20 protein-coding genes and 1 pseudogene are annotated in these 18,892 nt (G+C 61.1%); 11 read left to right on the top strand and 10 right to left on the bottom strand.

Annotated features, from left to right (window positions below):
* The first annotated feature begins 4 nt into the window (after positions 1-4).
* The 3 genes from ACSQ26_RS13390 (at position 5) to ACSQ26_RS13380 (ending at position 1,945) form a co-directional block, all read left to right on the top strand.
* Positions 5-865, top strand: coding sequence for an AraC family ligand binding domain-containing protein (locus ACSQ26_RS13390; protein ID WP_436009508.1), 861 nt, complete (start codon positions 5-7; stop codon positions 863-865).
* An 82-nt stretch (positions 866-947) separates the two neighbouring features.
* Entirely contained in the window at positions 948-1,646 is a 699-nt protein-coding gene (locus ACSQ26_RS13385; RefSeq protein ID WP_436009506.1) for an AzlC family ABC transporter permease, read from the top strand.
* Positions 1,643-1,945, top strand: coding sequence for an AzlD family protein (locus tag ACSQ26_RS13380; protein ID WP_436009504.1), 303 nt, complete (start codon positions 1,643-1,645; stop codon positions 1,943-1,945). Before ACSQ26_RS13385 ends, ACSQ26_RS13380 begins: the two co-directional genes overlap by 4 nt.
* A gap of 43 nt (positions 1,946-1,988) precedes the next feature.
* On the opposite strand, the gene ACSQ26_RS13375 is transcribed toward ACSQ26_RS13380, so the two are convergent.
* The 8 genes and pseudogenes from ACSQ26_RS13375 to rpsF all read right to left on the bottom strand — a co-directional run bounded on the left by ACSQ26_RS13375 (position 1,989) and on the right by rpsF (position 8,928).
* Positions 1,989-2,252 (bottom strand): AbrB/MazE/SpoVT family DNA-binding domain-containing protein, encoded by a 264-nt coding sequence (locus ACSQ26_RS13375; RefSeq protein ID WP_436009502.1) that lies wholly within the window; start codon positions 2,250-2,252, stop codon positions 1,989-1,991.
* Positions 2,253-2,334: 82 nt separating this feature from the next.
* Positions 2,335-3,095: pseudogene (locus ACSQ26_RS13370) on the bottom strand (IS5 family transposase).
* Positions 3,096-3,170: 75 nt separating this feature from the next.
* Positions 3,171-4,670 (bottom strand): replicative DNA helicase, encoded by a 1,500-nt coding sequence (locus ACSQ26_RS13365; RefSeq protein ID WP_436009500.1) that lies wholly within the window; start codon positions 4,668-4,670, stop codon positions 3,171-3,173.
* 250 nt (positions 4,671-4,920) lie between these two features.
* Complete coding sequence (locus ACSQ26_RS13360; RefSeq protein ID WP_436009498.1) at positions 4,921-6,198, bottom strand: class I SAM-dependent methyltransferase; 1,278 nt, start codon at positions 6,196-6,198, stop codon at positions 4,921-4,923.
* A gap of 281 nt (positions 6,199-6,479) precedes the next feature.
* Positions 6,480-7,055: a 50S ribosomal protein L9 gene (gene rplI, locus ACSQ26_RS13355; RefSeq protein WP_436009496.1), complete on the bottom strand. Its 576-nt coding sequence runs from the start codon at positions 7,053-7,055 to the stop codon at positions 6,480-6,482.
* Between the two features lie 14 nt (positions 7,056-7,069).
* Complete coding sequence (locus ACSQ26_RS13350) at positions 7,070-8,029, bottom strand: DUF2232 domain-containing protein (protein WP_436009494.1); 960 nt, start codon at positions 8,027-8,029, stop codon at positions 7,070-7,072.
* 185 nt (positions 8,030-8,214) lie between these two features.
* Positions 8,215-8,466, bottom strand: coding sequence for a 30S ribosomal protein S18 (gene rpsR, locus ACSQ26_RS13345; protein ID WP_258161540.1), 252 nt, complete (start codon positions 8,464-8,466; stop codon positions 8,215-8,217).
* A 12-nt stretch (positions 8,467-8,478) separates the two neighbouring features.
* On the bottom strand, positions 8,479-8,928 hold the full coding sequence (rpsF, locus tag ACSQ26_RS13340; RefSeq protein ID WP_258161541.1) for a 30S ribosomal protein S6: 450 nt from the start codon (positions 8,926-8,928) through the stop codon (positions 8,479-8,481).
* A 446-nt stretch (positions 8,929-9,374) separates the two neighbouring features.
* Between rpsF and ACSQ26_RS13335 the strand changes: the two genes are divergently transcribed.
* Positions 9,375-10,124, top strand: a complete 750-nt coding sequence (locus ACSQ26_RS13335; RefSeq protein ID WP_436009491.1) for a hypothetical protein — start codon at positions 9,375-9,377, stop codon at positions 10,122-10,124.
* A 71-nt stretch (positions 10,125-10,195) separates the two neighbouring features.
* Here the strand turns inward: ACSQ26_RS13335 and ACSQ26_RS13330 are convergent, their stop codons facing one another.
* Entirely contained in the window at positions 10,196-11,242 is a 1,047-nt protein-coding gene (locus tag ACSQ26_RS13330; protein ID WP_436009489.1) for an aldo/keto reductase, read from the bottom strand.
* Between the two features lie 187 nt (positions 11,243-11,429).
* On the opposite strand from ACSQ26_RS13330, the gene fabD reads away from it, so the two are divergent.
* The 7 genes from fabD (at position 11,430) to gmk (ending at position 17,946) form a co-directional block, all read left to right on the top strand.
* Positions 11,430-12,374, top strand: a complete 945-nt coding sequence (fabD, locus tag ACSQ26_RS13325) for an ACP S-malonyltransferase (protein WP_436009487.1) — start codon at positions 11,430-11,432, stop codon at positions 12,372-12,374.
* Positions 12,375-12,400: 26 nt separating this feature from the next.
* Complete coding sequence (gene fabG / locus ACSQ26_RS13320) at positions 12,401-13,138, top strand: 3-oxoacyl-[acyl-carrier-protein] reductase (RefSeq protein WP_436009485.1); 738 nt, start codon at positions 12,401-12,403, stop codon at positions 13,136-13,138.
* Positions 13,139-13,465: 327 nt separating this feature from the next.
* Entirely contained in the window at positions 13,466-13,702 is a 237-nt protein-coding gene (locus tag ACSQ26_RS13315; protein WP_258161546.1) for an acyl carrier protein, read from the top strand.
* Between the two features lie 101 nt (positions 13,703-13,803).
* Positions 13,804-15,066: a beta-ketoacyl-ACP synthase II gene (fabF, locus tag ACSQ26_RS13310; protein WP_436009482.1), complete on the top strand. Its 1,263-nt coding sequence runs from the start codon at positions 13,804-13,806 to the stop codon at positions 15,064-15,066.
* Between the two features lie 130 nt (positions 15,067-15,196).
* Positions 15,197-16,378 (top strand): endolytic transglycosylase MltG, encoded by a 1,182-nt coding sequence (gene mltG / locus ACSQ26_RS13305; protein ID WP_436009480.1) that lies wholly within the window; start codon positions 15,197-15,199, stop codon positions 16,376-16,378.
* 25 nt (positions 16,379-16,403) lie between these two features.
* The gene (locus ACSQ26_RS13300) at positions 16,404-17,294 is read left to right on the top strand and encodes a YicC/YloC family endoribonuclease (protein WP_436009478.1); all 891 of its coding nucleotides are present in this window, start codon (positions 16,404-16,406) and stop codon (positions 17,292-17,294) included.
* A gap of 4 nt (positions 17,295-17,298) precedes the next feature.
* Positions 17,299-17,946: a guanylate kinase gene (gene gmk, locus ACSQ26_RS13295; RefSeq protein ID WP_436009476.1), complete on the top strand. Its 648-nt coding sequence runs from the start codon at positions 17,299-17,301 to the stop codon at positions 17,944-17,946.
* Here gmk and ACSQ26_RS13290 read toward each other — a convergent pair.
* Positions 17,943-18,848: a DMT family transporter gene (locus ACSQ26_RS13290; protein WP_436009474.1), complete on the bottom strand. Its 906-nt coding sequence runs from the start codon at positions 18,846-18,848 to the stop codon at positions 17,943-17,945. The genes gmk and ACSQ26_RS13290 overlap by 4 nt on opposite strands.
* Between the last annotated feature and the right edge of the window lie 44 nt (positions 18,849-18,892).

Below are 18,892 nucleotides of genomic sequence, written 5' to 3'. Positions count from 1 at the left end.
CACCATGCAGAATGTCTCTCAATCGCAGGCGACGGAAGCCGTGCCGGTGACGGCGAAGGAAAAGACCAGTTTCTGGCGGGCCAAGCCCTTCCGGGACATGGAATGCATGACGGCGACCTTCATCACCCACGCATTCGCGCCGCATGCCCATGACACGTTCTCGATCGGCGCGATCGAATCCGGCTGCCAGATCTCCTGCATCCGCGGCGAACGCGAGTTCACGGGCCCAGGGGCGCTCTACCTGCTCAATCCCGGCGAGATTCACGATGGCGCGCCCGGCATCAGCGATGGCTATCGTTACCGGATGATCTATCCGGAGATCGGGATGCTGACCGGAATTCTCGAAGACGTGACGGGCCGCATCTTCCAGGGCACGCCGAGCTTCTCGCGACAGCTCCTGCACGATCCGGACCTCGCCCAGGCGTTTCATTATGCCCACAGGCTGGTGGAAGCGGGAGACGAGCCGCTCGCCGCCGAGGAGGCGATGTACAATGTGCTCTCGCGGATGTTCGCCCAGTATGGCAGCGTCATCATCTCGCCGCCTGCGGAGACGGGCCGCACCGGCGTGGAGCGGGCGAGGGACTATCTCGCCGAGAATTTCGATGGCGATATCGGGCTCGAGGAATTGGCAGGCGTGGCGGGGCTCAGCCGCGCGCATCTGATCCGGGCTTTCCGGCGCGAGTTCTTCATCACTCCGCATGCCTTCCAGACCGACATGCGCGTCCGCCAGGCGCGGCGCATGCTGCGCGAAGGCGCATCGCCGTCTGAAGTGGCCCTGCAATGCGGGTTCGCTGATCAGGCGCATTTCACGCGTCACTTCAAGGCGCGCACCGGTGTGACGCCCGCCGTCTTCCGCAACGGCTGATTTTCTTCATCCTCCGAGCACTTTCGTTCAAGACGCGCGTTATGCCCTTGGCTAATGAGTGTGCAACCAATCAGGAGAATTCATGACCCGGAAAGCGGAATTTACCGCCGGTGTGAAAACCATCGCACCGATCATCGTCGCCGCCATGCCGATCGGCCTCGTCTTCGGTGCCGTCGCGGCCGCCAAGGGGCTGTCGCCGCTGGAAGCGACCTTGATGAGCGCCATGGTGTTTGCCGGTGGCTCGCAGTTCGTGGCGATGGACATCTGGAGCCATCCGGCGAGCTGGACGGCGCTCGGCTTCGCGGCGCTGCTCGTCAACATCCGCCACGTCCTGATGGGTGCCTCGCTCGGCCGCAAGATGGACGCCTTCTCGCCCTGGCAGAAATATCTCGCCGTGCTCGTGATGGCCGACGAGAACTGGGCGATGGCCGAGGCGCGGGCCCGCAAGACCAAGTTGACGCCCGCCTTCTTCGCCGGCCTCTCGGTGTTCTTCTATCTCAACTGGATCGCCTGCAGCCTGGCCGGTGCGCTGCTTGGCGCCTTCCTCGGCGATCCCGCCGTGATCGGCCTGGATTTCGCCTTTCCGGCCGTCTTCATCGTGCTGGTCATGGGCTTCTGGAAAGGCCCGGCGACCGGCATGGTGCTGATCGCGAGCGCGCTGGCCTCGATCCTGGTGCATTACCTGGTTCCCGGCGCCTGGTACATCGCGGCCGGTGCCGCGGCAGGTCTGGTGGCGGCAGTCGTCACCGGGCGGTTCAGAAAGGTGGTGGTGGCGCAATGACGATCGATCTCAACACATTCCTCGCGATCCTTGCCATGGCCGTGGCGACGATCCTCACGCGCGTTTCCGGCGTGTTCCTGCTGCGCTACATCTCGATCGGCGAGCAGACCCGCGAAGCGCTCGATGCCATCCCGCCGGCGGTGCTGATGGCGGTGATCGCGCCGACCGCTCTTGCGACGGGCCTTGCCGAGACAATCGCCTGTGCGGTGACGGCGCTTGCGGCGTTGCGCCTGCCGTTGCTGGCCTGCGTGGCGATTGGGGTGGGGACGGTGGTGGCGTTGCGGGCGGTTGGGCTTTAGGTTGTCAGGAGGCTTACCCACCGGCCGTGGTGTTCGACAAATGTCACTTGTTCAACGCCAGTCGAGAACCAGCCTCGGTTGTCGCCTCACCGATTTCCTCGATTGAAAGCCTCCGGCCATTGGTCTTGCCGCGCAAGGAGCCGCGTAAGTCACTGACGGGACCTTTCGGTTGAGCGGCACTCAATTGTGCTCGGCCGTCGGGAAGCAAATCCAGATGGATCTTGCCGCCCGGTTCTATGCCAAGATGTTGCAGCGCTTCCTTAGGAAAGGTCACCTGACTCCTTGTCGTAACAGTCAACGTGGCCATCGCGGTGATCTCCAGTACAGAGATCAAAGAGTAATGCAGTTTGCATCATTTTCAAACGCCCCGGCCTAGGTCGTGTGGACACTTACCTGATCCATAGTACGATAGCTGCGATTGTGACGACGGCTAGGTAGTTTCGTGCGGTTTTCTCGAAACGTGTCGCGACCCTGCGGAAGTGCTTGAGCTTGGAGAAGCAGCATTCAATGAGGTGGCGCTGGGCATAGAGGTCCTTGTCGAGCGGGTATTTCTGAGCACGGGAGGGATTGTTGGGGATCACCGCCACAGCGCCTTTGTCCGCGATGGCGTCGCGCAGACGGTCGCTGTCATAGGCGGTGTCGGCCATGACGATATCGGCAGGCAGGCCCTCGATCAGGACATCGGCTTGTGGCGCATCGCCTTTCTGGCCGGCGGTCAGTGTGAAGCGGACCGGGCAGCCGAGACCACGCACCGCCATGTGGATTTTGGTGCTCAGTCCGCCGCGAGAGCGGCCAAGGGCTTGATCTTCAGCCCCCTTTTTGCGCCGGCGGCGTGCTGATGAGCGCGGATGATGGTGGAATCGACGATCAGATACTCGAAGTCCGGATCATCGGACATCGCCGCAAACATGCGCCACCAGATGCCCTTCTCGCTCCAGCGGCTGAAGCGGCGGAAGACACTGTTCCACTCGCCGAACACCTCCGGCAGGTCACGCCAGGGTGAGCCGGTGCGCACGATCCAAAGCACTGCTTCCACGAACATACGATTGTCGCGACCGGACGAACCGCGCGTGCGATCGTCACCAATGATGTGCGGCGATATCCGCTCCCACTGCTCGTCCCGAAGGATCAACCGGTCCAATACACCCATGACTGCCTCCAAAAGACAGTCTTGAATCTGATTTGCTCAGCCTTGGGAATCCCAAGAGTCCACACGACCTAGTCCTCAATGCTCGTATTGCGTAAAGCTCGGGTCCGCGAGGTCGGTGAAGCGGGTGAATTCCGCCTGGAAGGCGAGTTTTACCGTGCCGGTTGGTCCGTGGCGCTGCTTGGCGATGATCACGTCGGCAGTGCCCTTGACCTTGTCCATGTTTTGTTCCCATTCCGTGTATTTCGGATCGTCGGGATCACGCGGCTCGGCGTTCTTTACGTAATATTCCTCGCGGAACACGAAGAGCACGACGTCCGCGTCCTGTTCGATCGAGCCCGATTCGCGAAGGTCGGAGAGCTGGGGGCGCTTGTCGTCACGGCTTTCCACCTGACGCGACAGCTGGGACAGCGCGATGATCGGCACGCCGAGTTCCTTGCCGAGCGCCTTGAGGCCGGTGGTGATCTGGGTCACTTCCTGCACGCGGTTCTCGCCGGATTTGCCGGAGCCGGTCATCAGCTGGATATAGTCGACGACGAGGCAATCGAGGCCGCGCTGGCGCTTCAGGCGACGGGCACGGGCTGAAAGCTGCGCGATCGAGATACCGCCGGTCTGGTCGATGAAAAGCGGAATCTTCTGCATCATCTGCGAACATGCGACGAGCTTCTCGAAATCCGCTTCGGTAATGTCACCGCGCCGGATTTTCGAGGAGGAGACCTCCGTCTGCTCGGAGATGATACGGGTGGCCAGCTGCTCGGAGGACATTTCGAGCGAGTAGAAGCCGACAACGCCGCCATTCCTCGCCTTGAAGGAGCCGTCCGGCAGGACTTCCGGCTCGTATGCCGCGGCAATGTTGTAAGCAATATTTGTGGCGAGCGACGTTTTGCCCATGCCGGGACGTCCGGCCAGCACGATCAAGTCGGAGCGCTGCAGACCGCCCATCTTGGAGTCTAGTGACACGATACCGGTGGAGATGCCGGAGAGATGGCCTTCGCGCTCGAAGGCCGCGCCCGCCATGTCGATCGCCTGCGCCACGGCATCCGAAAACGCCTGGAACCCACCGTCGTAGCGGCCGGTCTCGGCAAGTTCGAACAGGCGCCGCTCGGTGTCCTCGATCTGGGTCTGCGGCGGCATGTCGAGCGGCGCATCGAAAGCGATGTTGACCATGTCCTCGCCGATGGTGATCAGCGACCGGCGCAGTGCCAGATCATAGATCGCGCGGCCATAATCCTCCGCATTGATGATCGAGACGGCGTCGGCGGCAAGGCGGGCCAGATATTGCGCGACGGTCAGGTCGCCCACCTTGTCGTCGGCCGGCAGGAATGTCTTGATCGTCACCGGATTGGCGGTCTTGCCCATGCGGATGATATCGCCTGCGACTTCGAAGATCCGGCGGTGCAGAGGCTCGTTGAAATGCACCGGCTTGAGGAAGTCCGACACCCGGTAGAAGGCGTCGTTGTTGACCAGCATGGCGCCCAGCAGCGCCTGCTCCGCCTCGAGATTGTTCGGGGCTTCGCGGTAATGCGGGGTGGCATCGGTATTGCTGATGGCGGCGAGTTTCCGCGCGGCGTCTTTCATTATGCTGTCCGTCACAATTCTGTCTTGAAGGCCCCGATCCTATAGACCGGTTGGCCCCCAAGACGCAGATGAATCTTGCCAATTCATTAAGCTGTAGCCGATGTCCACAGCATCAAGCTGACCGTGGATAAGATCGCCATTGACACATCTTTCCGTTGACTCGCATCAAGCGACTCGCGGCGAACATATATAGAACAAAAAGGCCCGCAGCGGAAGTGCGGGCCTTTTGAAAGGGATGAAGGAGAATCAGCTATTCGGCCGCCTCATGCGGGAAGCGGACGGAGCCGGCCTGCTGCTTCTGCTCGGTCTGGCGCAGGCAGTTTTCCGAGGACTGGATATAGTCGCGCGTCAGCGGCACGGCTTCCTGGTCGTGCGCCAGCTGGAACTGGAAGATCACTAGGTTCTGCCAGCGGAAGGCGCTTTCGGAAGAGGCGAGGTAGAACTCCCAGATGCGACAGAACTTCTCGTCATAGAGTGCCCTGGCCTCCTCGCGACGCGCCATGAAGCGCTCGCGCCATGCCTTCAACGTTTCCGCGTAATGCAGCCGCAGGATCTCGATGTCGGTGATCTTGAGGCCGGATCGTTCGATCGCCGGCATCACCTCGGAGAGGGCAGGGATATAGCCGCCGGGGAAGATATACTTGTCGATGAACGGATTGGTCGTCGACGGCACATCGGTACGGCCGATCGTGTGCATCAGCATCACGCCGTCCTCTTTCAGAAGCTGCGCCGACTTCTTGAAGTAGGTGTCGTAGAACGGCCGGCCGACATGCTCGAACATGCCGACGGAGACGATGCGGTCGAACTTCTCCTCGACATGGCGATAATCCTGCAGGTCGAAGCGGATCTCATCCTTCAGGCCGCCATCCTCGGCGCGCTTGCGGGCGATTGCCAACTGCTCGTCGGAGAGTGTGACGCCCTTGACTTTGGCGCCGAGATTGCGCGCAAGATAGAGCGCCATGCCGCCCCAGCCGCAGCCGATGTCGAGCGTGGAAAGGCCCGGCCGGTTCATCACCATCTTGGCCGCGATATGCCGCTTCTTGGCGAGCTGCGCCTCTTCGAGATCGGTGTCCGGCGTCTCGAAATAGGCGCAGGAATATTGCCGGTCGCCATCGAGGAACAGGTCGTAGAGCGCGCCGGTCAGATCGTAGTGATGCTGCACGTTCTTGCGCGAGCGCTGGGCGAAATTGTATTCCTTGAAGAAGCGGAAAGCGTAGCGGATCTTGGCGAACAGCTTCATCCACGGCTTGTACTCGAACTCGCCATCGGGATTGCCGGTGAACACCGTCTCCAGAAGATCGTACATATCGCCTTCGACGATATCGAGCCCGCCGTCGCCGTAACATTCTCCGAGATAGTATTCGGGATTGTAGACGACCAGCCACTCCGCCTTGCTGGTGTTGAAGCGGATGTGGACCGGCTTGCCGGTTCCTCCGCCATAGGTGCGCCGCGTACCATCGGCGAATGTGAGAGTTAGATTACCCTTGCGAACGATGGTCGCAATAAAGCGGTCTAGAATGCGATTCATATGTCAGCTCCACGCGCATTACACACAACTGACAGCAGGCCGGACGGGCGTAATGGAGGGCGCACCGGGCGGTAAGCATGTCCAAAACATTAACGGAAAGTAAAATTTATCAAAGAATCTCAACTTGGCAATGGGTCTTCATTGGCTAATTGTTCAAACTTGCACAAGAAACCATTCCGTTTTGTGATATGGTTAACATGCGTGCGGAAACGCAAAACGCCCCCGGATGGTTCCGGAGGCGTTCGAAAAAAGGAGCGAACCGCTCAAAAGATCGTGCGATCTTACATTTCTTCGCCGTCGTCCATCTGGCTGGCATCGAAGAAGTCTTCCGGCTTCAATGCATCCTCGTCGACGCCGTAGATGGCATCGGCCGACGTCAGGCTTTCGCCCTTTGCCTGGCGGGCGGCTTCGTCGGCCGAGCGGGCGACGTTGAGTTCGATCGTGACGGTCACTTCGGCGTGCAGGTGGAGAACCACGCTGTGCAGGCCGATCATCTTGATCGGGGTGTTGAGATCGACCTGGTTGCGGCCGATGCTGAAGCCTTCGGCGGACACGATGTCGGCGATGTCGCGGGCAGCGACCGAGCCGTACATCTGGCCGGTTTCGCCAGCGGAGCGGACGACGATGAAGGACTTGCCTTCGAGCTTGTCGGCGATCTTCTGGGCTTCGCTCTTGCGCTCGAGGTTGCGGGCTTCGAGCTGCACGCGCTCGGTCTCATAGCGCTTCTTGTTGGCTTCATTGGCGCGCAGTGCCTTGCCGAGCGGCAGCAGGTAGTTACGGGCGTAGCCGTCCTTGACCTTTACCGTCTCGCCCATCTGGCCGAGCTTGTTGACGCGTTCGAGGAGAATGACTTGCATGATGAGAGTTCCTTTCAGTTCTGCGTGTCGGAAGTTTCGTTGGAATTGGCAGGCGTGATCGCGACGGCGCGTCGCGGATTGGCAAGGCCGAAGGACATGATCAATATTTGTCCGACGGCAGGGATGAGGGAAACCATGTAGGTCAGGATGAGCGCGGGCAAGGCCCATGGCTTGTCGCGCAGCGCATTGTGAATGACCGCAAAGCCTGCAAGCAGGAAGCCCCCACCGACAGCACCGGCAAAACTGGCGCCGATCAGGCCGACGGTGCCACCGACGAACATCAACACGATCCCACCCACCAATACGGCCAGTGCGAGGCGGTTCATGCGAAGGCTGGAGCGCACGTCTTCGCGCGGCCGGACATTGCGCTTGAACGCGGTGAGAATGCGCATTGCAAAATAAAATCCGCCGAAGAAGGAGATCATGTTGCCGGCGGCGATGGGGACCGGGCTGAAGGTCTTCAGGGTTGCGAGCATCTGCAGTTTGTCCCCTGCCGTCGGTGCCGCCAGAGGGTTCATCTCGGTGATGATGGCAGAGAGGCGATCGATCTCCTCGGTGAAGTAGGCATCGAGTGGCGCAACCAGCACCAGGCAGAGTGTCGCCAGCGCGACCAGCGCGGCGCCTGCGAGAAGGATGTCGGAAAGCGGATACCATGCAAGCGCGGTTTCCGGCCCGCCGATCTCGCTTGCCGGACGCGCAAGTCCCGCGAGTTGGCTCATGATGGCTGCCGGCAGAAGCGTGGCGCCGAAAATGAAGGCAAACTCGATCGAAGATGCCAGCGTGCCGAGCGCTGCGGCGGCAACGACGACGGCCAGCAGTCCGGCCACCCGGCCAAAGCCGAGACCAGCGATGAAAAGCGCCGTCATTGCGGCAATCGGCGCAATCACAGGCAGGGCCGGCGACACCACCATGAGAATGGCGGCGACCAATCCGGCAATGATGCCGACCAATATTGGGTTTACGCTCGGTTTCATTCTATCTCGCTGTCCTGTCCATTCAATCGAATGAAGCAGTTAGGGGAGTTTCCTGAAAGATTGATTCAGGTCCCCAACATGGGATTTCTGTCTTTCCGATCCGCGCCCATCGCGGAAGGGATGCGTGAGGCTCAAGCGCCTCACGCGGAGTCAGGTGCCGGAGAGCGGGTCTCCGGCGATCAAGCTTACGCTACGACGTAAGGCAGCAGGCCGAGGAAGCGGGCGCGCTTGATGGCCTGGGCCAGTTCGCGCTGCTTCTTCTGGGAAACGGCGGTGATGCGCGACGGAACGATCTTGCCACGCTCGGAAATGTAGCGCGACAGGAGCTTGACGTCCTTGTAGTCGATGCGCGGCGCGTTCTGGCCCGAGAAGGGGCAGGTCTTGCGGCGGCGATGGAACGGACGGCGCGCGGCCGGAGCGGATGAAGTATCAGCCATTGGAAATTCTCCTTACGATTCGCGCGGACGGAACGGACGGTCGCCATCGCGACGCGGCGGACGATCACCACGGTCGCCACGATCACCGCGGGGCGAGAACGGACGGTCGTCGCCATCACGGCGCGGACGGTCGTCGCGGTCGCGCTTCTGCATCATGGCCGACGGGCCTTCTTCGTGAGCCTCGACCTTGACGGTCATGAAGCGCAGGATGTCTTCGTTGTAGCGCTGCTGGCGCTCGACTTCCTGGATCGCGGCTGCCGGGGCATCGACGTCCATGAGGACGTAGAAAGCCTTGCGGTTCTTCTTGATGCGGTAGGTGAGGGACTTGAGGCCCCAGTTCTCGATGCGCCCAACCTTGCCGCCGAGAGATTCGATAACACCCTTGTATGTTTCAACGAGTGCGTCGACCTGCGGAGCGGCGATATCCTGCCGGGCAAGGAAGCAATGTTCGTAAAGAGCCATGAAATGACTTGCCTTTCTTGCGTTTTCATCAATCCCATCCGGAATGGCGCCAAGCCTCAACGACTGTTCTTTGTTTGCGGGCGAGGCCCGCGGGGCAAGAAAAGCGTCTGTTCGGTACGGTCGAGAGCGGAGACACGGGAAGCCGGAACCCTGTGGTTCCTCACGGTTTCAACGACGAAACCGGCCTTCCGTAAAGCCACCAGCCAAATGACCGGATGTTTGATGAGGGCGGCTTTTACAGGAAAATGCGGCGAAAGCAAGGGGTGGATAGCGCATATGCTTGAGGCAATACCGCAACCATGAGTTTACGTGTGGTTGCGGTTATGGAATTATACACGCATAAGTATTGATTCTTGGCAGAGAAGGTTGTACTCATTCCGTGATGCGGATGCTCTCGGCGGGAAACGAGGTGCTGGATGCCGCAGCAACACAAAAGGGGGAATGAAATGGCTGCTTCCGATACTGTGGCTGACGACGCCACGCCGAAATGGGAATTCAAGAACCTGCTCGCATGGGCCGTTTTTCTGGTATCGACGTTTGGAATTCTTGCGACGGGCTACTTCGCCGTGAACTTGCCAAGCGGAGGCACCACCGCGCGTGAAGTGTTTACGACGCTTGTGCCGCTCTTCAGCACGTGGGTCGGCACGATCCTGGCATTCTATTTCTCGCGCGAGAATTTCGAGACGGCCAACAGGGCTGTCAATAAGGCAATGGAAAAACTGACTCCGGAACAGGAGATGCAGCAAACGGCTGTCAGCCAGGTGATGAAGAAGCGCAACGCGATAAAGAGCCTCGAGCCGACCGATGAAGCCAAGCTAACAATCGCCGAGATCCGGAGCGTGCTTGACCAGGGCTTCAGCCGGATCGCGATTTTCGCGCCCAACAATGTCATCAAATACATCATTCATGAGGCGACGCTGAACAAATATATTGCCGACAACGTGGCAGCCGGAAACATCATCGATCTCGCAACCACGAAACTGCCGGAATTTCTTGCGTTCAAGATCGGCGCCGAGGACGTCAACGCCATCGTGTCCAAGATGGCGTTCGTCAAATTGGACGCGAACTTGCAGGACGCGCGTACGGCGATGCTCGCGGTCAAGGGCGCTCAGGACGTGTTCGTGACGAAATCAGGCAAGAAGGACGAGCCCGTCGAGGGCTGGGTAAGCAACAGCGACATCACGAAGGATCTTTGATCGTACCAACATGCCTGGGCCGGAAGCCGCACCGATACGCGCTTCCGGCCGCAGCCGATAAAGCCCCTTCGTCAGATCGGCATCGGATATTTGCGGATCACTGCCCTGAGATCGCGGATTACGGTATCGTCGAGCGTCAAATCCTTGGCTGAGATATCCGTCTTGAGCTGTTCCATTGTCGTGGCTCCGATGATGACCGACGTCATGAACGGCCGCGTCAGGCAGAAGGCAAGCGACATCCGCGCCAGATCGAGATTGTGCTTCCTGGCGACCTCGACGAATTCGGCAACAGCCGGTTCCTGGTGATGGGTGAGGCGGCCGCCGATGTCGGGATTGATCGACGCGCGCGATCCGGCAGGAATTGCGCCACCGAGATATTTTCCGGTCAGCAACCCACCCGCAAGCGGCGAGTAGGCGAGCAGTCCGATATCCTCGTGATGGGCGACTTCGGCGAAATCGAGGTCATGCTGGTGATAGAGCAGATTGTATTCGTTCTGGATCGAAGCCACGCGCGGCAGGCCGAGTTCATCGGCGAGCTGCAGATACTGCATGGTGCCCCAAACGGTATCGTTGGAGAGGCCGAAGGCGCGGATCTTGCCTGCCTTGTGCGCTTCGCCGATCGCTTCCAGGATTTCCCGCAGATTGGCAACCACCGCCTCACGCGGCGGCTGGCGCTCGGGCTTGTAGGTCCATGCTTGGCGGAAATGGTAGTGGCCGCGATTTGGCCAGTGAAGCTGGTAGAGGTCGATATAATCCGTCTTCAGGCGCGTGAGACTGAGATCGATCGCCTTGCGTATCTCGCCGCCCGTAATCGGCACGCCGCCGCGGATATAGTCGCGGCCGGGGCCTGCGATCTTGGTTGCCAGCACGATTTTGTCGCGATTGCCGCGCGCTTTCATCCAGGTGCCGATGACACGCTCCGTATCGCCCTGCGTCTCGGCAGAAACCGGCGTCGTCGGGTAGAGTTCGGCTGTGTCGAGGAAGTTGACGCCCTCGGCGACGGCGTAATCCATCTGCTCATGTGCCTCGGCCTCCGTATTCTGGCTGCCCCAGGTCATGGTGCCGAGGCAGATTTCCGAAACCTGCATGCCGGTGCGGCCGAGCGGATTGAAGCGCATGGAATATCCTTGGAATTGAAACGAGGGCATTGAAACGGGGCGCAATTTATGCCGATTTTGTTGCAGTGCAAGGGCACGCGGCGGCGTTTTCGGGGTAAAAACCGGTTGGAAGCGGATCACCAATGCTTGACAGGCTGCAAGATTGTGTGAATGGGAAGGCCAAATACGAGAACGAGAGGGAGCTGCCATGACGGTCGCATTCACATTTCCCGGTCAGGGCAGTCAGTCCGTCGGCATGGGCAAGGAATTGGCGGACAGTTTTGCCGAGGCGCGCGCGGTGTTCGACGAGGTCGATGAGGCGCTCGGCGAAAAGCTCTCCGACGTCATGTGGAACGGCCCCGAGGAGACCTTGACGATGACGGCGAACGCCCAGCCGGCGCTGATGGCGGTGTCGATCGCGGCGATCCGCGTCATGCAGGCGCGCGGCCTCGATCTCAAGTCGAAGGTCGCCTATGTCGCCGGCCATTCCCTCGGCGAATATTCCGCGCTCTGCGCCGCCGGCACCTTTACGCTGGCCGATACAGCGCGTCTTCTTCGCATTCGCGGCAACGCCATGCAGGCCGCAGTGCCGGCGGGCAAGGGCGCCATGGCGGCAATCATCGGGCTTGAGCATTCGGCCGTCGAAGCCATCTGTCAGTCGGTCGCCTCGCTGGGCGCCTGCCAGATCGCCAACGACAATGGCGGCGGCCAGTTGGTCGTCTCCGGCGAAAAGGCAGCGGTCGAGCAGGCCGCCGCACTCGCCAAGGAACAGAAGGCATTGCGCGCCATTCTTCTTCCCGTGTCCGCTCCTTTCCATTCGCGCCTGATGGCGCCGGCGGCCGATGCCATGTCCGAAGCGCTTTCCAAGGTGCAGGCCAATAACCCCATTGTACCTGTCGTCGCCAATGTCCGCGCTGCTCCGGTGACGGATGCGTCTGAGATCGTCAAGCTGCTGGTCGAGCAGGTCACCGGACAGGTGCGCTGGCGCGAGACCGTGGAGTGGTTCGCCGCGAACGGCGTCACTTCGCTCTATGAGATCGGTTCGGGCAAAGTCCTGACCGGGCTCGTCCGCCGCATCGACAAGTCGCTGGCCGGCACGGCGGTCAATACGCCTGCCGATATCGACGCGGCACTTACGGCCCTCAACGCCTGAACGTATCAAGATAAGGATTGCGAGACATGTTCGACCTGACCGGCCGCAAGGCGCTTCTGACGGGTGCAACCGGGGGAATTGGCGAAGAGATCGCGCGGGCGCTCCACGCACGTGGCGCGACCGTCGGCCTTCACGGCACGCGCCGCGAAAAGCTTGAGCAACTGGCCGCCGATCTCGGCGAGCGCACGCACATCTTCACGGCCAATCTCACGGATCGCGCTGCGATCAAGGAATTGGCGAAGACGGCCGAACAGGAACTCGGCGGCGTCGATATCCTCGTCAACAATGCCGGCATCACCAAGGATGGCCTGATGATGCGGATGAGCGACGACGACTGGGACAATGTCCTCAACATCAACCTCAACGCCGCCTTCCTGCTGACCCGCGAGCTCTGCGGCCCGATGATGAAGCGCCGCTACGGCCGGGTGGTCAACATCAGCTCGGTGGTCGGCACGACGGGCAATCCGGGCCAGGCCAATTACTGCGCCTCCAAGGCCGGCATGGAAGGCTTCACCAAGGCATTGGCCGCTGAAGTCGCGACGCGCGGCATCGTCGCCAACTGCGTCGCGCCGGGCTTCATCGAGAGCGCGATGACGGAAAAGCTGAACGACAAGCAGAAGGAAACGCTTTTCGTGAAGATTCCGATGAAGCGCATGGGCCTGGGCAAGGAAGTCGCCGCTGCCGTCTGCTTCCTGGCGTCCGAAGAGTGCTCCTACATCACCGGTCACGTGTTGCACGTGAACGGCGGCATGGCGATGCTCTAGGCAACGTTGGCCGGCTTCCGCGTTCTGATCGAACAGGCAGTAAAACGGTTGAAAAACTTGGGCATGAACCGCTGGGGATACACTCCGAAACAGCCGGGAATTGCTCATTTTCAGGCTTTGCGCGGGAAATAAACCGTGTTAAGCCGCAGGAGACTGAGTGCAGTCTCTAGAATGGCGCTTGCGGGGCTAAAATCGGTTTAGACTGGATTTTGGACATGCGAGCCGCTAGATGGAACTGCCGCTCCCGGCCTTTTGGGGAAGAGCGGTGCAAATCGGGTATTGACGCCACTCCTGGCGCATAAACAGACGAAGGTCGAGGAAACCGACATGAGCGATATCGCAGAACGCGTAAAGAAAATTGTGGTGGACCATCTGGGCGTGGAAGCCGACAAGGTGACCGAAGCCGCCAGCTTCATCGATGATCTGGGCGCAGATTCTCTCGATACCGTCGAACTCGTGATGGCTTTCGAAGAAGAATTCGGCGTGGAAATCCCCGATGACGCGGCCGACTCGATCCTGACGGTTGGCGATGCGGTGAAGTTCATCTCCAAGGCCCAGGCCTGATCCTACCGGTTTGGCTCTGCCGGGCTGACTTTTGTCGCCCGGCAGTTTGCTATCCGCCGTGCATTGCAATGAACAGACTTGAGTAGGGTGGAGGACAAACCATGAGACGTGTCGTTATCACGGGGCTTGGAATGTTGACCCCGCTTGGATGCGGCGTTGAGGCGTCCTGGGCGAACGCGCTTGCTGGAAAAAGCGGCGCCCGCAGGGTCACCGAATTCGAAGTCGAGGACCTGCCGGCGAAGATAGCCTGCCGGCTGCCCTTCGGCGATGGCTCCAACGGCACGTATAATGCCGACGACTGGATGGAGCCGAAGGAACAGCGCAAGGTCGACCCCTTCATCATCTACGGCATGGCAGCCGCCACCATGGCGCTGGACGATGCCGGCTGGCATCCCGAGACAGATGAGGACCAGATCGCTACCGGCGTGCTGATCGGCTCCGGCATCGGCGGCGTCGAAGGCATTGTCGAGGCGGGCTACACGCTCCGCGACAAGGGCCCGCGCCGCGTATCCCCATTCTTCATTCCCGGCCGCCTGATCAACCTTGTGTCCGGCCAGGTCTCGATCCGCCATAAGCTGCGCGGCCCCAACCATTCGGTCGTGACCGCATGTTCCACCGGGGCGCATGCGATCGGCGATGCAGCGCGGCTGATCGCGCTCGGTGACGCCGATGTCATGGTAGCTGGCGGCTCCGAGTCGCCGGTATCGAGGATTTCTCTCGCGGGCTTTGCCGCCTGCAAGGCGCTGTCGACCGATTTCAACGACGAGCCCGAACGCGCCTCGCGCCCCTACGACAAGGACCGTGACGGCTTCGTGATGGGCGAGGGCGCCGGCATCGTCGTGGTCGAGGAACTCGAACATGCCAAGGCGCGCGGCGCCAAGATCTATGCCGAGGTCGTCGGCTATGGCCTTTCGGGCGATGCCTACCACATCACCGCTCCATCGGAGAACGGCGAGGGAGCCGAGCGCTGCATGCGCATGGCGCTGAAGCGCGCCGGGCTGCATCCTGGGGACATCGATTACATCAATGCGCACGGCACCTCGACCATGGCCGATACGATCGAACTCGGCGCGGTCGAAAGGCTGGTCGGCGATCACGCCGCCAACGTGTCGATGTCCTCAACCAAGTCGATGACCGGCCATCTCCTGGGTGCCGCCGGCGCGATCGAGGCGATCTTCTCGGTTCTCGCCATCCGCGACGGCATCGTGCCTCCCACGATCAATCTCGACAATCCCGAAGTCGAGACCAGGATCGATCTGGTGCCGAACAAGGCGCGCAAGCGCAAGGTCGATATCGCGCTCTCCAATTCCTTCGGTTTTGGCGGCACGAATGCATCGCTGGTCCTGCGCCGTCTTCAGGATTGACATTTGCCGCTCCGGAACAGACATTCCGGGGCGCTCACGCGCATCCAGTCTTGCCGCCCAGTCTTGCCGCAATGCCGCTCCAATGTCTGCTTAATTGCGTGTGAAACAGTCCGAATTTTGAGGAATGCATTTGACCGATCCCAACCAGACGAGCGAAGGTCAGTTTGGCCGCGCCGCCAATGGCGGTGACGCCCAGACGCGCATCATACCGATGTCGCCGAAGGAGGCGCTGAGGCCCGAGAAGGTGCCGCTGCCGCCACGCCGCTCGCGCGAGGCCCGCAGCCAGCTCGTCATTTTCCTCAATTTCGTGATGACGATGGTCACGCTGCTGACCGTGGCCGCCGTGGCGCTCGTTTATTACTTTTTCCGCGAATACCAGCAGCCTGGGCCGCTCGAAGCCAACACGACCTTCCTCGTGCGCGAAGGCGCCGGCATCAACGAGATCGGCCAGAGCCTGGAGCGCAAGGGCATCATTTCTCAGTCGCGCATCTTCACCACGGTCACCAAGTTCCTCGGCGACGACCAGAAATCGCGCCATGGCGAGTATGAGATCAAGGCGAAGTCGTCGATGATGGAGATCATGGATCTCTTCAAGTCGGGCAAAGGTATCCAGTATTCGGTGACCGTACCTGAGGGGCTGACCGTTAAGCAGATATTCAAGAAGCTGATAGCCGAGCAGACGCTGGACGGCGACCTGCCCGTTGATCTGCCACCAGAAGGAAGCTTGCGTCCCGAGACCTACAAATTCACCCGCGGCAGTCAGCGCAGCGCAATCCTCGCGCAGATGAAGACCGCGCAGCAGCGCATAGTCGACGAGGTCTGGGAGAAACGCGACACGGATCTACCGCTTGCCTCCAAGGAGGAACTGGTAATTCTCGCCTCGATCGTCGAGAAGGAGACCGGCAAGGCGGACGAGCGGCCGCAGGTCGCCTCCGTGTTCCTCAACCGCATCAGGAAGGGCATGCGCCTGCAGTCCGACCCGACCATCGTCTATGGCCTCTTCGGCGGCGACGGCAAGCCGTCGGATCGCGAGTTGACCAAGGCTGATGTCATCAAGGAAACGCCCTACAACACCTACGAGATCGACGGCCTGCCGCCGACGCCGATCGCCAATCCGGGTCGTGCGGCGCTTGAAGCGGTCGCCAATCCGTCGCGCACCGACTATCTCTATTTCGTGGCTGACGGCACCGGCGGGCATGCTTTCGCCGCAAGCCTCAAGGAGCACAATGAGAACGTGGCGCGCTGGCGCAAGTTCCAGACGGACCAGAAGAACGGCGCGCAGGAATCGGATCCTGCGGCCCAGCCAGAGTAAGTCCTGAAGGCCGGGGGGCAGCAAAATGGCACTGCAATCGATGACGGGCTTTGCCCGCCTGGACGGACAAACCGGTCGTCACCAATGGGCGTGGGAGCTGCGCTCGGTCAACGGCAAGGGGCTTGATGTCAGGCTGAGGCTACCGCAGGGTTTCGAGCGGCTGGAAGCCGAAGCGCGGCGCATTCTCTCGGTACGTTTCTCGCGCGGCAATATCCAGGCCACGCTTTCCCTGCAATCCGGCGAGTCGAAGGTCGAGGCCGTGGTCAACCAGGCCGCGCTTGATGCCGTGATGGCGCTCAAGAACCAGCTCGCAGCCGTGATCGACCCGGCGCCGATCAGGTTCGACACACTGCTCGGCATTCGCGGCATTATCGATTTCAAGGATTCGGCGGACGGCCAGGACGATATGGCGGCGCTCGACGCCGGACTGTTGCAGGCCGTCGAGCGCGCCTCCGCCGCCATGGCCGCGATGCGCGAGGCGGAGGGCGCGGCCCTCGCCGCCGTGCTTCTCGCCCAGGTCGGCGCCATCGAGAAGCTGACCCTGATGGTCGAGACCGATCCATCCCGGACAGCCGACCAGATCCGCGCGCGGCTCGAAGCGCAGGTCGCCACGCTGATGGAGGGTGCCTCGGGTACGCTCGATCGCGACCGGCTGCATCAGGAAGTCGCGATCCTCGCCACCAAGGCCGATGTCCGCGAGGAGATCGATCGCCTGAAGTCGCACATCGCGGCCGCGCGCGACCTGCTCCAGAAGGGTGGGCCGGTGGGGCGCAAGCTCGATTTCCTGGCGCAAGAATTCAATCGCGAATCGAACACGATCTGTTCTAAATCCAATAGCGCGGCGGTGACCGCTGCGGGGATCGAGCTCAAGGTGGTCATCGACCAGTTCCGCGAGCAGGTGCAAAATCTGGAGTGATCGCATGGCCGGGCCGGAAAAGGGATTTGTCGAGATCGCGCGGCGCGGTTTGATGCTGGTGATTTCCTCGCCGTCCGGCGCCGGAAAATCCACTATCGCCCGCAATGTGCTGGAGCAGGTCGGCGGCATTTCGCTGTCGGTCAGCGTCACGACCCGCGAGCGCCGGCCCTCCGAGATCGAGGGCGTCCACTACCATTTCGTCAGCAAGAAGGAATTCGAGCGCCAGAAGGGCAGCGAAGCCCTGCTCGAATGGGCTCAGGTTCATGGCAATTCCTATGGCACGCCGCGCGAGCCCGTCGAGGTCGCGATGTCCGAGGGCCGCGACATGCTGTTCGACATCGACTGGCAGGGTGCCCAGCAATTGCAGGACAAGATGTCCGCCGACGTCGTATCGATCTTCATCCTGCCGCCGACGATGACCGAGCTGCAATCGCGCCTCACCCGCCGCGCCGAGGACAGCGCCGAAGTCATCGCGACGCGCCTCAAAAACGCCCGCGAGGAGATCGGCCACTGGGGCGAATACGATTACGTCGTGGTCAACGACGACCTCGACCGCGCCTTCGCCTCGGTCCGCGCGATCGTCGAGGCCGAACGGCTCAGACGCGACCGCCGCCACGGCCTGTTCGATTTCGTCAGCACGCTGTTGGGCTAAGCCGCCGCAAGCTTCTTTCGCGAAGGCAGGGTCATCGCTGCCACACCTGCGATCACGCAAACCAGCCCAATGCCGGCGGTCTGGGTAACAGTCTCTCCGAGAAATACCACGCCGATGCCAACGCCGATCGGCACGCGGAGATAGGCCTGCGCCGTCGTGCCGACCGAGCCAAGCGTCTGCATCAGCCGGAAGAAGATTACAAAGGCGAGTGCCGTCGAAAAGACTGAAAGCCCAAGAAGAGCGCCGATGGATTCGGTGGAAGGCGTGAGCGTCCACGGCCGGTCGACGATCAGACTTATCGGAATAAGTATGATCGCACCACAGATCATCGATCCCGCCGCCGGCATCATCGGATCGAGGCCCTTGAAATTCCGGCCGAAGATCGCCGCACCCGCATAGGCCATACTGGCCAGCAGGATCGCGAACTGTGCGGGTAGCTGGTCGCCGATCCCGGAAAGCGCCTCGGTGCCGATGATCAGGCAGACGCCGGCAAGACCCGCAACCACACCGAACATCTTGCGCGCGGTGACCGGCTCGTGACGGATGATCAGCACGGTCAGGAGGAAGGTGAAGATCGGCGTTGTCGAATTCAGGATCGTTGCGAGGCCAGCATCGACCGATTGTTCGGCCCAGGCGATCAACGTGAAGGGTATGACGCTGTTGAGGCATGCCTGGAAGAGAAACCGCCGCCATGTGGTCGCATCACGCGGCAAGGATAGACCGCGAAGCTTGATGACCGACACGAGTATCGATGCGGCGATAAGCGTGCGCACCGCGATCAGCGTCACCGGCGGGATGGTTTCCACGCCGACTTTGATGAAGGTATAGGACGATCCCCAGAGCGTGGCGAGCGCCAGCAGCAGGAGGATATTGGTGAGCGGCTTCGAGGTGGGAGCGGTCATGTCGGTCGGATCTCACATTGCTGATGCCGCATTCCTATCCTCGA

Origin of the sequence: Rhizobium sp. LjRoot254 (genome assembly GCF_964254105.1) — a bacterium.
Classification (GTDB): Bacteria; Pseudomonadota; Alphaproteobacteria; order Rhizobiales; family Rhizobiaceae; genus Rhizobium_E.
This window is presented reverse-complemented; position numbering and strand designations above follow the sequence as displayed.